Origin of the sequence: Microcoleus sp. T3_D1 (genome assembly GCF_036700405.1) — a bacterium.
In the GTDB taxonomy this organism is placed as follows: domain Bacteria; phylum Cyanobacteriota; class Cyanobacteriia; order Cyanobacteriales; family Microcoleaceae; genus Microcoleus.
In genome coordinates, this window is sequence record NZ_JAUBOV010000012.1 from 1 (window position 1) to 14,438 (window position 14,438).

Here is a 14,438-nt window from a genome sequence, read left to right on the forward strand (position 1 = left end):
GAATCGTCTCCGCTCTTTTTTCGAGCGTGGCTGCTGGTTTGTGCGCTCCCTAATTCCCGTCAAATCTTCCAAAGCGACAACTTGATTTTTGTTTTGAGCCTTAATTACGATACGGTGACTGATATAGCAACCCTAAATCATTTGTGAATTTCTTACTCCCTCCCCGAACTCGCGGGGAGGGTTGGGGTGGGGTAAAAAAATTACGACTCCTGCAAGGATTGCTATAGCAACCGCGCCAGACGCTTAGAACTTTCTTAATGGTCTAAACCAATGCGGTCTATTACCCCTTCCCTCGGACTTCTTGTTACCCGATCGCGAAGTCGAAAGTCATTCTTCCTTCTTGCTTCTGCTATATGTCTCAGAAAGCTGTCCGGGTAATACAATTAGATTTAGAAACATGAAAACAGGGAAACCTTGTCAAACCTCACTAACCGGATGAAATTTATGCGTGTGACTACTGTTACGATTTTCAGCTTGATCGCTCTGCTCGCTCCCGGCTTAACCCGAAAGGCAACTGCTGCTTTCGACTCCGAACCCTTGGTGCAGGAAGAGTACCGCCGAGACTTTACGGCTCCCGCCGCTCCGGGTGCGTCAGCATCGCCGGAGGGAAAGTCCCAAGCAGATATGTTTAACAAGCCTTTTTACGCGGGCGAGCAGGCGCCAGTGAAAAAGGAAAAAACTATCTCGGCGGGTGCTGACGGGCCAGAAGTTGCAGCCATACAGCAGCGGTTGCAGGTGCACAGTTTCAAGGTGGGGACGATCGACGGTTCCTATGGCTCTCGCACTACATCAGCGGTTCGTGCCTTTCAGCAGTCTAAGGGTTTGAGGGCAGATGGCATTGTGGACAAAGAAACTTGGACAGCTTTAGCAGCAGATCCAGCGTCAGCTTCGGAAACTGTGCAGAGCAATCCTCCAATTCTGAGCAATGCTGCTGTTCCCGGCAATCCTCCAACTCTTCTGAATAAAGGCGCTGTCGGTTCCAAGGTGAAAACGCTACAGGTGCGTTTGGAAATGCAGGGTTACGATCCGGGCCCGATCGACGGCATTTTTGGCGCTCGCACTGCTACGGCTGTCAAGAACTTTCAGCAGTATAAGGGCTTGATGGCTAACGGCATGGTGGACGACACAACCTGGAAGGCGCTGGGCCAAAAGTAAGCGACGAGGAGTGAAAAATACGGAAAATTGCTGTGGCGATAACTCATGATTGAACCCGGTGTCCCAAAATGACCGGGTTTCTCGATGTTGATCGATCGAGCTATGTGGTCATAAGCCTGCGGATTTATCACTGGGTCGCTTTATTTTATCTAAAATCTAAAATCTAAAATCTAAAATCGGGCGATCGAGCAATTTGGTCATCAGCCTGCGGATTTATCAGTGGGTCGCCTTCTTCAATCTAAAATCTAAAATCTAAAATCTAAAATCTAAAATCGGGCGATCGAGCAATTTGGTCATCAGCCTGCGGATTTATCAGTGGGTCGCCTTCTTCAATCTAAAATCTAAAATCTAAAATCTAAAATCGATTGACCGATCGCTCTGTTGTGTGCTATAGTATTTAAATGTCAAAATGCGGATATGGCGGAATTGGCAGACGCGCCAGATTTAGGTTCTGGTTCCGAGAGGAGTGAAGGTTCAAGTCCTTTTATCCGCATACTATCTAATACTTTATAAATCCAGGGTTTGAGGTTCATGCAACCAAGAATCCCGTTTTTAGCTCATCTTTCGCTGACTCTTGCGAGTAAGGCGGTCGATCAAAACACTCTGTGCGATCGCAATGTTCGAGCATTTGCGTAGCCTTGACTGTGATTTTGTAACTTCTGATGATGCCGATCGGGCGAATCAATGGATTCCCGATCACGAGTAGAATAGTAGATGGCTAAAACAGGAAGTTTAGATATGGGACTTAATGAGTATTTTGATTTCTTAGCACCGGATGATATTCGTATTAAAGGACATCGCATCGGGATTGAGACGGTACTGTATGAGTATATTTATCGGGAACGCACCCCAGAAGAAATTCAGCAACTCTATCCTTCTCTCAGTTTAGCAGAAGTTTATACGACTATTTTGTATTATTTACAAAATCAAGAATCAGTAAGTAGATATTTGCAAGATTGGTTGGAGTGGTCGCATCAGCAGCGAAAAATGCAAGCAGCAAATCCCCATCCTGCAGCAGAAAGATTGCGAAAATTGAAAGCGGAACGGGAAAGGCAAACCGCGATCCAGGGTGCTTGAAGAATGGCACTTAAATATTTGATGGATGAGAATGTTACGCCCATTTATGCTACACAACTTCGCCGGAAACGCAACGAATACCAATACCGAATCATTCATCCCACATTCCGCACCCCGACTGTCACATGGGGTGCGGGTGGGCTGCGGTTCGCGAGTCGTGTTCAGGGCGACCAAAAAGCTTAAGTACAAATGCTTAAACAATGTCAGTCGAAATACCAGCCCCATCAAATACCAGTAGTAATTTGCTAACTGCCGACCGTTCTCTTTCCGGCGTGCGATCGAAAGTCCAACGATCGGGGAAAAAGTAAAATATAACTGGCGCAGCACTCGCCAGTACAAAAGACATACTCTCGCCCCAATCGGCAGTCTCAATTCGATGAAAAAAAATCCTGAAATAACAGTCCAAAACCTAGACCACCTGGGTTTAGTTGCTGGGATAATCGATCGGATACAAATAGTAGAAAAAATCAATCAGCTAGTAGGTTGTCAACCAGGCGAAATAGTAAGTCCCGGTCACGCTGTCAAAGCCATGATTCTCAACGGATTAGGTTTAGTATCCGCACCGTTATATTTATTCTCAAAATTTTTTGAAGGCAAACCAACTGAACACTTAATCGGCAAAGGAATTAAACCAGAACACTTAAATGACGATCGTTTAGGTAGAGTATTAGACAAGCTATATGTCACGGGATTGAGTCAAAGTTTTACAGCAATTGCCCTCGAAGCAGCAATTAAATTTGATGTAGGCTTAAATACAGTACATCTCGATTCTAGCTCATTCCACCTGCATGGGGAATACAAATATGATGCCGCTGGCGACGCAGGCTCATTATTTGCTCTGCCAATAAATTCGAGCATTAACCAGGTTTCAAGCATGAATCATCAGGAAGCACCATTACCAATACATATTACTTACGGATACTCTCGCGACCACCGACCAGACTTAAAGCAATTCATTATAGATTTAATTTGTAGTGGAGATGGAGACGTACCATTATTTTTCTTCTTCAGCCGATGGTAATCAAACAGATTCAGCAGTATTCGGACAAATTTTATCCTCATTCAAACAGCAACTGAACCTCGACTCACTCTTTGTCGCAGATAGCGCTTTATATACAGCCAAAAACTTAGAAATTATCAAAAACTTAAAATGGTTGAGCCGAGTACCATTAGGAATAAAACAAGCCAAAAACCTGATAAGTCAGCTAACTGAAGCAGAATTTGTGGAGAGTAAAATACCAGGATATCGATGGTCGCAACAATACAGCGATTACGCGGGAATTCCACAAAGATGGTTAGTAGTAGAAAGCTCGGTGCGCCGTCAAGCGGATTTGCGTCGAATTGAGAAAGAAATACAAAAATTAGAGCAAGAAGCTCGACAAAAGCTCAGGCAATTATCATTGCAAAAATTTGCGTGTGAACCGGATGCGATCGAGGCAGCAATACAACTCTCTAGTAAATTTAAGTACCACAAACTAACTCACATTCATGCCACCAGCTTCACCAGTATGAAAAAAACAGACAAGCCAGGGTATAAACTGCAAGCTAACATCGAAATCGACCACCAGGCAGTAGCGAGAGAAATGCAACAATCGGGACGATTTATCTTAGCCACAAATGTACTCGATAGCGACGAATTAGACCCCGACAAAATGCTGAGTACATACAAACAACAACAATCGGCTGAAAGAGGATTTAGTTTTCTGAAAGACCCCTTATTCTTTACAGATAGCGTGTTTCTCAAATCGAGTGAGAGAATAGAATCCCTGGCTTTAATTATGGGTTTATGCCTGTTGGTTTATACCTTAGCACAAAGACATTTACGCTCCCGCCTCGTCCAGTCACAGGCGAAATTGAAAAATCAATTAGGCAAATTAACCGCTCGACCGACCTTGCGGTGGATATTTCAATGCTTTCAAGCAGTTCATTTATTAACGATATCCTCAGTCAAACAAATCTCCAATTTGACTGACGAGCGATTAGAGATTCTCAGATTTTTCCCAAATACCTGTCGCAGTTATTATTTACTAGATTAACAGATATTAACAACGATATTTTGCAGTGTTACTTACTTTGAAGAGTATTTTTTTGCTCTCGGCATCGCGATCGCTTCGAGCCTAAGCATACAAATTTGCTCTATTCATCTGTAGGTGAACTCGTCAGCTTGACGGCAGCTCCAATGGTATTTTTGTTCTCAACAGAAATCAAGAAAGTTGCCTGTCCCAATTAGCTGAGGATCGAGGTTTAATACTCCAGCAAAATAAATGAATTATTGTGTCTGGCAGGTCGATTTTTAAGCATTTATACTGTATCGTTCGGCTGGCGCGCTTACCATCGAACCAGAATTTACAGCCCACCCGCACCCCATGTGACAGTTGGGGTGCGGAATGTGGGTTCATCTCCCCTTAACATAAATTCACACTCCGAGCGCGTTCTAGAGAATGCTTGGCGTTATTACGATCGCCACCACCAAGAAATCGATCGCCTGATTGTTGCTCATCAAACCGATGATTGAAAGCGTGAGGCTGTATTAAGACTGAAATTTTGCGATCGCAATCAGATGATGCGCGGGTGGCCAGAAACCGGGTTTTTGCCCAGAAGACGCCATGCAGCCGTAGAAACCGGAAAAACCCGGTTTCTTGGGTTTTTCTCCGTAACTCCTATTTGTGTACAAGCGATTTGTATCGCCGATTTTTATCTTAACTTTTTCAGTTTCTTTAAGTGCGATCGCCTCAAATTTTCCACCAACTGCCGCAACTGGTTCAAATTACCCGATTCCCCGCCATACTTCCAGCGCACGTAAGCTTGTGAAACTTCATCAATCACCTCAGCTTCATCAGTTGCATGATTCCCGCGCATTGCCTCAGCATACTCCAAAGGCGTTTGAGCTTTCTGCTTGGCAAAACCCCTACTCGCCAAATCCTTCAGCATTTCCTGATAAACCCCCTCCACCGGCGGCAACTTCGCCAGCCAGCGGCGGTGGCGCCACTTGCGCCACACTTGCCAAATTAACCAGCCAATAAAGCCAAAGGCGATCGCAGCAATCAAGCCAGTAAATAACCCCACCCAGCCCTTAGCAAACTGTCCCAGAAACCAGCCCACAATCAAAGTTATCCAGCCAATTAGAAAACCTATAACTGAATCCAGCCCGCTTCTGAGAGGAGTCGGTAGCCAACCCGCGATCCACTTCCAAAACGATTCGATCGCACTAAAAGTCTGGTTGTCTTCCACCGAAGCCGGAATCAGCGGATAACCGGGAATCGGATTAAAAGCAAACCAGCCATTATTGGGAAAATATACCTCCGTCATCAAAAAAGCGTCGGTATTTTTCACAACATAGTAACCAGTAAACGGGTTGAATTCCCCCGTATCGAAACCGCCCACCAGCCGCGCCGGAATCCCGATCGACCTCAGCATAATTGTCAATACCGTCGAAAAGTGGTCGGGATATCCACCTGTAACTTTTTTGCCCTCCTGAGTGTTTTTGTAGCCAAACAGAAAACCCTGGACTAAATCTTCACCTTCTTCTAAGTAAGGCAAAGCTTTTTCTATTTTGTAATTCGGGTTTTGCTTTAAATATTGAGCTAAGTACAAAGCTTTTTCGTAAGGAGAGTCGATCGGTCTGTCCGACTGAGCTACTCTAGTTCTTGCAGCCAAGATTTCTTCAGTTTTTTCTCGCACCTTCTGGGCAATCTCCGGCGGCACATCCAAATAGAAGTTGCGAATATTTTTCGGGTAATTAGTACCAGTTTTACCCAACAAAGAGCGATCGCGAAAAGGCACATTAGAAATCACCGTATAAGTCACACCCTCTCCCAATTCCGCAGGCGCTCGCAAACCCCCCTCCGCATCAATCGCCACCTCTGGACTCGGAAAATAAAGCTCCCTCGGCTTGTTTAAAGCCGGAATCAAATTCGGCATTGGAGCAACAATAGTATAACTTTGAATCACCTCTTGGAAGCGGGGCGCATTGGGAAAAGGATTGAGATAAAATTGATAAGACCAGCGAGGTCTAGTCAACTTAAAAGCATCCTCGTTGCGAGAAATTTCCCAACCCTGACCGGTGTATTTGTCAAAGCCTAATACCCGCCAAAAACCCGCAGCCTGCGATCGCACACGCATCACCACTTGGGGTTTCATTTCCCCCCGCAAATTTTGATTAATGCGCTGGTTGAAACCGTAATAAAAAGTAGAGTCTACCTCTCCTGGCCCAGAGTCTGGGTTTCTCCCCCTTCCTCCGCCAGTTCCTTTTTCATTTCCCCCTCTAACATACCCCGGATTCAGAATGCTGCGCGAGTCAAACTCCCCCTGATATTCAATAGGAGCACTCACCGGAAAAGTCCGCAACTGATAGCCAGGGAGGCGTGGCAAAAACGCAAAAATAGTCAGCCCCAACCCGACAGTTATCAGCAGCAGCCAACCAAAATACTTTGGGGATAAAGTAGCAGCAAATAGCGACAGGCTTTCATTTTTTCCTTTACGTTGTGCTTTTTCGCCAATGGCTTCGGGCTTCACAAATCCCAAGCGCGATCGATAATCCAAAACCAAAGTCGGAAGCGCTAAAGCCAAAAACACCAACAACAGCGGCCCAAAAGTCAAGGTTTGGCTGAGAGTCGCTGCTACCCCTAACAAAATTAGCCCGATTACCATCGAATAGCCCAAATCCTTGCGGCGGGGCAAATCGAAACTGTGCAGCACTTGAAGTTGGATTAAAAGTTGCGCCAAAACTAACCGCGTATCATTCAATTCTCCTACCAAGCGGCTAAAAAAAGCGAACAGGGCCACCAGCATTCCAATAGCTATGCAGAACTTAGCAGCTACATTGCGATCGCGGCGGCGGTACCAACTCCAAGTTGCTCCCACAATACTAACAGGCACAGCCCACAGGTTCTGGGCTTCTTCAGCAGCAACGTCAGTAGCCACAATTCCCACAATTACCAACAACTGAACTAGGATTCGCAGCAGTAAAGAATCCTCAATCACCGGCGGAGGCATGGCCTCAATCTGCTCCCACAGCTTACCCAAAACAGGTATATTTCGCAGGTTATCAGTTGTCATGTGCACCCATCCAACTATTTTAGATTTTAGATTTTAGATTTTAGATTCAATCCACAGATAAATCTGGGTTTTACCTAATATCTAAATCTTATTTCCCTGTCAAACGATTTTAGATTTTAGATTTTAGATTTTAGATTGAATCCACAGATAAATCTGGGTTTTACCTAATATCTAAATCTTATTTCCCTGTCAAACCCTTTTAGATTTTAGATTTTAGATTGAATCCACAGATTAAGCTGGATTTTACCTAATATCTAAATCTTATTTCCCTGTCAAACTATTTTAGATTTTAGATTTTAGATTTTAGATTGAATCCACAGATTAATCTGGATTTTACCTAATATCTAAATCTTATTTCCCTGTCATTAGATTTTAGATTGAATCCTCAGATTAATCTGGGGGATTGAACTAATATCTACTTTTTTTGGCTTTCCACGACCGAAGTCGAGGGATTGCATCTGTTTTCGTGTGAGGTCAAACCAGAGAGTAAACACCTACCTTATTTACTCTAATTAGACCTTTCTAGTTGCTATCTTGTCCGGCCCAAATTGGACGAATAGCAAACATCAAAGGTCGGGTCTCGAAGTTTTGGAATCGAACTTCTAGGGCATAAGTTTTGTTAGGTTGCGGGTCAAACAACTCCACACTTAAATGCCCCGAATTCGGACGATGTGCAGTTGCTTCGGCATCTCCTCCCTTGAGTTCCAAACTTCCTGCCCCCGGAAATTGGCACTCAACTCTTAAACACGGCATTGGCTGTTCTCTGTTGGGGTTCGAGAGGTATTGAGCCTCCAGAGTCAGTGAACCCAAACCAGTCAGCCACTCCCGCGAAACCGGCGGCTGATTTACAGGACAATCCAAAGTTAAAGACTCAATGATTTCCTTGGCCGCCAACAGCGACAGCACCATTTGTTGATCGGTACTCGCTGCTTCGTAATTCGGGAAATCTTCTAAATCTAGAAGTCCCCGTAAAGAACCTCGGAGCACTAAACCAGCTAACTCGTTGAGTTCGTGAGAATGGCCCGGAAATAAGCCATCTACAGCGCGAACTAACTTCGATCCTTGCCGCAGCGACGACATTACCAGTTCCTGACAAGGTTCTAGCAGTTGAGCAAAAACCCCTTGGGCGATCGGAATTGGCAGGCGGCCCCACCTGATATTTTGTAGTTGGGGAGTCCAGATGTGTAGGGGGGGAACCCATTGCGGGGCTACCTCGTCTGGGTAATCGTGGTCGTAGCTTTTGAATTCTGTTTCCCAGGGGAACAGCGGCGGGTTAGATTCAATTTCGGCTCTAAGCCTTTCTTTTAACAAGGTCTGAAAACGGTCTTGCACGGTCGGTATTTCTCCAATTGTCAGCGGTTGTGCGGGTGCATTGCTGTGCGCCCCCACTTGATAGTCCAGCGGGTCTGGTTCGTCCCATTCCCAGTATTCCACCCCGGAATTCTCTTCTATATCGCCCCACTCTTGTGAGCGAGGGGATGGATTGAGGTTTTCCTCATCTTCGCTAGAGGCATTCGCGATCGGCGCCTGCAATATCCAGTCTAAAAAATGGCGATCGAAAGCCTCTGCATCCCTGTTCGTTTCGTTATTCATCACTAGATGCCCCTTCTCCGGAATCTGAACGATTTCGCAATTCCCACGCAAGTTCCAGCAATTTAAACCACCGCTTCTGTACCTGGGCTACCGTGCTGCCCAGGGTTTGGGCGATCGCTGACTCTGACAGACCCTGTTGTTTCAACTTTAGCAAACGCTGTCCCTCTGGACCAATTTGCTCGCCAAACGCCTGCCACTGAGAAGGCAGCAAACCCAAATTTCGGTCTAAGTCTGCTTCCAGCCACTGGTGAACGAGTTCCCAGCGGTGCGACATGGCGAACCTGAGCAAATGGTACTTGAAGCGCTGCTGCAAATAGTCTCTTTGGCGGGGAGTTATGCCCAGAAGCGACTCTATTTCATTAGTCGGCAAGTCTTGCAAGCGCAGCACGAAGTAATCGGCGCAGTCTTGTTGGTTGCGCTCTTTCAAGTAAGTCACTAATTCGTCAATCACGTGTTGCCGCAGAGATTCTGACTCGTCGCCTTGGGGACGAATTGCCGCCGAACCCTGTCCGGCCATCGCTTCCCGCACCGAGTGCACCGAGGTGTCGTTCCAAGTTTGGTCGGAATCTGAAGCGCCTCCGTCGGCGGCTTGTTCCATATCTACGGAGGTTTCTTTGGGCTGCTGCTGCGAAAAGGTTTGGGCCCGTAAAATAATTAGTTGCTGGCTGCGGTTCCGAGGTAAAGGAATGCGCCGCTTGCCGAACCGCTCTACAAAGGCCATGTACTCTGCTAGTTCTAAGCGAGTGCGGGGACTGTAGGTGACTGGTAGTTGGGTTTCGCGCCGGAATGCCTTTAAAGCTTCGAGATAAAATCCTTGCAAAAAATCTTTGATCAGTTCTACTCGCGCCTGATAGCTAGACTGCACCTGCGGAGGGGTGATGTAGCGATAGACGATCGCGCTGAGGGTACTGTGCAATTCTACTCTACCGGGCCCGGAGCCTAAATTGTAATAGTGGAGGCATTGTTGCAAGCGGTGCTGAGCGAGGGTCTGGGCTGAACCTTCTATATCTCCAGAGGCTTGAATCCGCTGGCTTTCAGTGCATATCCTGTTGACTTCTGCTGCGAGTCGCCCTGCTACATCTTGGCAGTTCTGCTCAGACGCGCGAGTGGACTTTTTAAGTTCGTCTAACAGCAGTTCAAATATGGTTTCCACGCTCTGGCAGATTTCCCGCATGATGGTTTACAGCTAACAATGAAAGTACCACAGTTAGTAAAAGTATGGATAAATCTTTCCTACTGCTACTTTACCGCGTATTCCCCAGATAGGACAAACTGCAACGCCCTCTATCTCCTCCTTCGCGCAAACACAGAGGACTGCTTTTTTTATCTGTCCTGGAGGCGCCATCCGCCAAGAACCAGGTTTAAACAGTTGCCATAACGATGGTTCATCAGAGTGTCGGGTTTGACAAAGCCTTCATGGGGGCCCAAAACGCTACACTGTCGTTGATACCTTCGGCAAGCGTGCTGTGGTGGGCACAGCAGCAAGTGTTCCTGAACGTGAAGCGAGCAAACAGGTTCTCTCATTCGGTCTACTAGATGGGGTCAAGGGTTAGAAACGGTTATATTTAATTCCCAGTCCCCTATGCCGTCATTTAAAGCAGCCCACACACTTAATTGTGTGGGATGTTGGTTAACTGGGACATAAATTCCTTGATTTTTACTAACAATCATAGTGCAGCCTTTTTCTCTAGCGGGATTGAGCGGGGACTCACCGGCTGCCCAATCGCTGTGTTTGCCAACCAAAGGCACTCCAGAACAATAAGCTTCATGGCATCTATCTAAGGGTATCTATATTGCGATTAATTTCACCGAAAATGCAGATATTTTACTAAAGTGCGATCGTCTTCGATCGTCCTCTGGGTTGATGTAAGTTGCTGGCGTAATTTGTTCTAATAAATGTAAAGTTAGAGTTGAAGGAAAAATTTTCAATGCGTAAGTTAAACATAGGCTTATCGGACGAGCAGCGTGCAGGCGTTATCGAACTATTGAATCACGACTTGGCAGATGCTTATCTGCTGTTAATCAAAACCAAAAAGTATCACTGGGATGTAGTGGGCCCGCAGTTTCGATCGCTCCACCAGTTGTGGGAAGAACACTATCAGGCGTTAACACTAAATATCGATGCTATGGCCGAACGGGTGAGAACTTTAGGTGGCTATCCAATTGGTACTGCTGAGGGTTTCCTGAAGTATGGCTCGATTAAAGAACATATCGGCGATTTGCCTTTGGCTACGGAAATGGTATCGCGTTTAGTTGACGACCACGAACTGATTATTCGCAATCTCCGCAAACACGTCGAACAGTGCGGTGAAGAGTTTAAGGATGACGGAACCGCAGACTTTTTGACTGGTTTGATGGAACAGCACGAACAAATGGCTTGGATGTTGCGCTCGTTTATTGAAGGGGAATCCCTTTCGCCAGACGGTCAGCAGCCGAAAGCTCAAACTGCTACAGCTTCTCACGCTTAGAGAGATTAAGTAGAAGGAAGAAGGAAGTTCGGCAACGGATTCGCAAGGGCGGATGTAACGGATGTCAGTTCGATGGAAGTCGGAAGAAGGAAGAAGGAAGAATGGAAAATTAAAATTCTTTTATTTAACCCTTTTTCCTGGTTCTTGACAGACCAACCAGGCAGAATTAAACGCCCTCTAGCTTCCTCAAAAACCCGGTTTCTTCAAAAAACCGGGTTTTTCAATGTTGGGTTTATGTAGATTTTCGATTTCCTAAACTATTGAATCGCATTCTTTCGTCTACCTTCGACGGCAAAATTCAGTGAACTTTCCTTCGCGTCTCAATCCTAGCAAGTGTCGTCCTTTCACTCGATTCTGATGCTTGTTTTAACTCTAACCCTGATCCAGTTGGCGGTGGAAGTATTATTTTTAATATACTTTCTATTGACAGTACATACAAATTCTGGCGTAAAAGAGTCATCAATGAATCTTATGGAAAAACTCGATATAGCCAGAATAATGTACTGGGATGCTTGCCGTTACGGTTGCTTTTAACGGCTAAATTGTATATATAAAAACTGCTGTTAGACCAGCGATAAATATTGGCAGGAATTTCGGGATGTTGCTGCCGGACATCTGCCATAATTAGAGAGTGAGATTTTGCCATTGCTGCATAGTTGCTAGACATACTGCTGGAAATCTGTCGGTAGCCAACTAAAAATTCTGGCACTACTTTAAATTGATAATGCTCAGCGATGCGGAGAAAAAGTTCCAAGTCTTCGCAGCCTTGGGCGTTTTCGGCTTTCAATTGGCAATTGTAACCGCCGACTCTCTCGAAACAAATGCGGCGGATCAGAGATGAGCTAGCATTACCCATAAAATATTTATAAACTAAAGCTTTGTATACTTCTCCTTCGATAGTGGAGTTGTAAAATCCCCCTCCCTGTGAATAAGTCTTTTTCGTTGATATCAAGTTACCAGGAATAGACAACTCCTACGGATGGTTCTGATTTAATTAAGCATTCGACTTGTTTTTCTAGGTTTTGCGGATACCAAATATCGTCGGCATCAATGGGAGCAATATATTCGCCTTTGGATTTTTCTATTGCTAGGTTGCGAGCGACGGCGACGCCGGCATTTGACTGTTGGAATAAGCTGACTCGGCTATCTTTTTGAGCAAAAGATTGGAGGATTTCGGCAGTTGTATCTGTAGAGCCGTCGTCAACTACTAAAACTTCTATGTTTTGATAAGTTTGAGATAAGACCGACTCTAATGTTCTAGCAATAAAAGTTTCAGCGTTGAAAGCTGGTATGATGACTGAAACTAATGGCTGATTTAAATTGTTTTGGGAGGTGTTCATGTAATATAAAAACTTGTATATGTAAAAGTTTGGGTTCAAAGGGAGCTAGCTAAGGGTATGTTAGCAAATTACTAAAGCTCGATCGTACAGCGTCGGAAATTTTAAGACCTATATTTAAAATATATTGCCAAAAGTCATAAAGTGTGCATTAAGTCCGCAGTCGCGATCGAGACTTGGTGCAGGAGTCACTCACGGATGAGGTCTGTACAAGAAATTGTACCGCGCCAGTCTTGACAGTTCGCGGGTATCCGTATAAACGATGTTTGATTTTATACGGTGTGCCTACTTATAAAATCAAAGTCTTGTGCATTGCAACAGAGCCACACCAAAATGCTGCTAGGGCTTTTTCCCAACTTTACACAAACAATGATATATTTAAAGATTTTGTAAAGCTGTTGTCTGCATCAGGTCAGTCTCAGCAAGATATGGCGTAAAATAGAGCTAAGAATGGGGAAAATCAAATCGAGAATACCAGCAAAAAATCTAGTTGAAGACAAACAGAAATCGAGTTATAAATAAAAAAGTAGAGCTGATTTTACCCTTCGTAAAGTAGCACCAATAAAATTCCAGCAAATTTTCGACCCTGCAATTTAAACAATTTAGGTAATGATTTCTACCGCCGACCCCACTGTATCCGTTATTATCCCAGTCCACAACGGGGGCGCTTACTTCCGCACCTGTTTGTCAAAACTGGCTCAAACTGTGCCCAGGCCGATCGAGATTATTGTAGTAGCAGATGGCGAAAGCGACGGTTCCTGGCGTCTGGCCAAGGAATTCGGCGCCAAAGTCATCAGGATTCCAGAATGCGGGGGCCCAGCGCGGGCAAGGAATTTGGGTGCCCAAGCTGCAAAGGGAGATATTCTGTTTTTTGTGGATGCTGATGTCGCTGTTTGTCCAGAAGCTGTGGGCTATGCGATATCGGTGTTCAAAAATAATCCCTACTTAGCTGCTTTCATTGGCTCTTACGACGATGATCCTGGAGATCCTGATTTTCTATCGCAGTACAGGAACTTGCTGCACCACTACGTGCACCAAACAGGTAACGAAGAAGCTTCGACTTTTTGGGGCGCTTGCGGAGTGATTCGCCGGGAAATTTTTTTGCAGATGGGCGGCTTTAATGAAAGTTACCGCCAAGCTTCGATCGAAGATATTGAGTTCGGCTACCGTTTGAAACAAGCAGGTTATAACATTCGGCTGTGCAAAACATTGCAGGTGAAGCATTTAAAGCGGTGGAAACCTATGGGGATGGTGAAAGCTGACTTTTTCTACCGAGCACTGCCTTGGACAGAACTGATTTGGCGCGCTCGCCAATTGAATAACGACCTCAACTTGCAAGTTTCAAACCGCATCAGCGTGATTTTAACTTATGCAGTCCTGCTGGCAACTTTGGGAACCTGCTGGTCGGTGAGCTTTCTGCTACTGGCTGGTTTGCTGGCAATACCGCTGGTAGCAATTAATGCACCGCTTTACCGATTTTTTTACCGTAAACACGGTATCCTATTTGCCCTGAAAACTATTCCGTGGCACTGGCTTTTCTACTTTTACAGCGGACTGGCATTCGCGATCGGCACGGGTCGCTACTTGTACCAAAAAAAGCCTGTGACTGGCAAAGTTAGTTTGCCGGTATCCGCTCAATAAATCAAGGCAACTTGTGCTTAAACCTCATCTCGCTCGATCGTTTCTCAGGGTATTCACGGGTGCATCTATCACTGTGACAAGTTATAAATAACTGTATAGTTTGGATAAA

12 protein-coding genes, 1 tRNA gene and 1 pseudogene are annotated in these 14,438 nt (G+C 45.3%); 8 read left to right on the top strand and 6 right to left on the bottom strand.

Going from position 1 to position 14,438, the window contains the following annotated elements; all coding sequences use genetic code 11:
• Positions 1 to 444: 444 nt before the first annotated feature.
• The 4 genes from QT992_RS08060 (at position 445) to QT992_RS08075 (ending at position 2,415) form a co-directional block, all read left to right on the top strand.
• Positions 445 to 1,155: a peptidoglycan-binding protein gene (locus tag QT992_RS08060; RefSeq protein ID WP_333321688.1), complete on the top strand. Its 711-nt coding sequence runs from the start codon at positions 445 to 447 to the stop codon at positions 1,153 to 1,155.
• A gap of 411 nt (positions 1,156 to 1,566) precedes the next feature.
• Positions 1,567 to 1,648: transfer RNA gene (locus QT992_RS08065), tRNA-Leu, on the top strand.
• 221 nt (positions 1,649 to 1,869) lie between these two features.
• The gene (locus QT992_RS08070) at positions 1,870 to 2,232 is read left to right on the top strand and encodes a DUF433 domain-containing protein (protein ID WP_445243027.1); all 363 of its coding nucleotides are present in this window, start codon (positions 1,870 to 1,872) and stop codon (positions 2,230 to 2,232) included.
• A gap of 3 nt (positions 2,233 to 2,235) precedes the next feature.
• Positions 2,236 to 2,415 (top strand): hypothetical protein, encoded by a 180-nt coding sequence (locus QT992_RS08075; RefSeq protein ID WP_333376796.1) that lies wholly within the window; start codon positions 2,236 to 2,238, stop codon positions 2,413 to 2,415.
• A gap of 10 nt (positions 2,416 to 2,425) precedes the next feature.
• Here the strand turns inward: QT992_RS08075 and QT992_RS08080 are convergent, their stop codons facing one another.
• Entirely contained in the window at positions 2,426 to 2,578 is a 153-nt protein-coding gene (locus QT992_RS08080) for a hypothetical protein (RefSeq protein ID WP_333376798.1), read from the bottom strand.
• 30 nt (positions 2,579 to 2,608) lie between these two features.
• Between QT992_RS08080 and QT992_RS08085 the strand changes: the two are divergent.
• A pseudogene (locus tag QT992_RS08085) lies at positions 2,609 to 4,268 on the top strand (IS1634 family transposase).
• Between the two features lie 353 nt (positions 4,269 to 4,621).
• The gene (locus QT992_RS08090; protein WP_333376800.1) at positions 4,622 to 4,747 is read left to right on the top strand and encodes a hypothetical protein; all 126 of its coding nucleotides are present in this window, start codon (positions 4,622 to 4,624) and stop codon (positions 4,745 to 4,747) included.
• Positions 4,748 to 4,926: 179 nt separating this feature from the next.
• On the opposite strand, the gene QT992_RS08095 is transcribed toward QT992_RS08090, so the two are convergent.
• The 3 genes from QT992_RS08095 to hetZ form a co-directional block, all read right to left on the bottom strand.
• Entirely contained in the window at positions 4,927 to 7,290 is a 2,364-nt protein-coding gene (locus tag QT992_RS08095; RefSeq protein ID WP_333376802.1) for a transglutaminaseTgpA domain-containing protein, read from the bottom strand.
• Positions 7,291 to 7,812: 522 nt separating this feature from the next.
• The gene (locus QT992_RS08100; protein ID WP_333341552.1) at positions 7,813 to 8,883 is read right to left on the bottom strand and encodes a hypothetical protein; all 1,071 of its coding nucleotides are present in this window, start codon (positions 8,881 to 8,883) and stop codon (positions 7,813 to 7,815) included.
• The gene (hetZ, locus tag QT992_RS08105; protein ID WP_333341550.1) at positions 8,876 to 10,057 is read right to left on the bottom strand and encodes a heterocyst differentiation protein HetZ; all 1,182 of its coding nucleotides are present in this window, start codon (positions 10,055 to 10,057) and stop codon (positions 8,876 to 8,878) included. Before hetZ ends, QT992_RS08100 begins: the two co-directional genes overlap by 8 nt.
• A 754-nt stretch (positions 10,058 to 10,811) precedes the next feature.
• Between hetZ and QT992_RS08110 the strand changes: the two genes are divergently transcribed.
• The gene (locus QT992_RS08110; RefSeq protein WP_333321695.1) at positions 10,812 to 11,351 is read left to right on the top strand and encodes a Dps family protein; all 540 of its coding nucleotides are present in this window, start codon (positions 10,812 to 10,814) and stop codon (positions 11,349 to 11,351) included.
• Positions 11,352 to 11,820: 469 nt separating this feature from the next.
• On the opposite strand, the gene QT992_RS08115 is transcribed toward QT992_RS08110, so the two are convergent.
• The gene (locus QT992_RS08115) at positions 11,821 to 12,207 is read right to left on the bottom strand and encodes a hypothetical protein (protein ID WP_333341548.1); all 387 of its coding nucleotides are present in this window, start codon (positions 12,205 to 12,207) and stop codon (positions 11,821 to 11,823) included.
• Positions 12,208 to 12,304: 97 nt separating this feature from the next.
• Complete coding sequence (locus QT992_RS08120; protein WP_333341546.1) at positions 12,305 to 12,691, bottom strand: glycosyltransferase family A protein; 387 nt, start codon at positions 12,689 to 12,691, stop codon at positions 12,305 to 12,307.
• Positions 12,692 to 13,297: 606 nt separating this feature from the next.
• Between QT992_RS08120 and QT992_RS08125 the strand changes: the two genes are divergently transcribed.
• Entirely contained in the window at positions 13,298 to 14,329 is a 1,032-nt protein-coding gene (locus QT992_RS08125) for a glycosyltransferase family 2 protein (RefSeq protein WP_333341544.1), read from the top strand.
• The last annotated feature ends 109 nt before the right edge of the window (positions 14,330 to 14,438 follow it).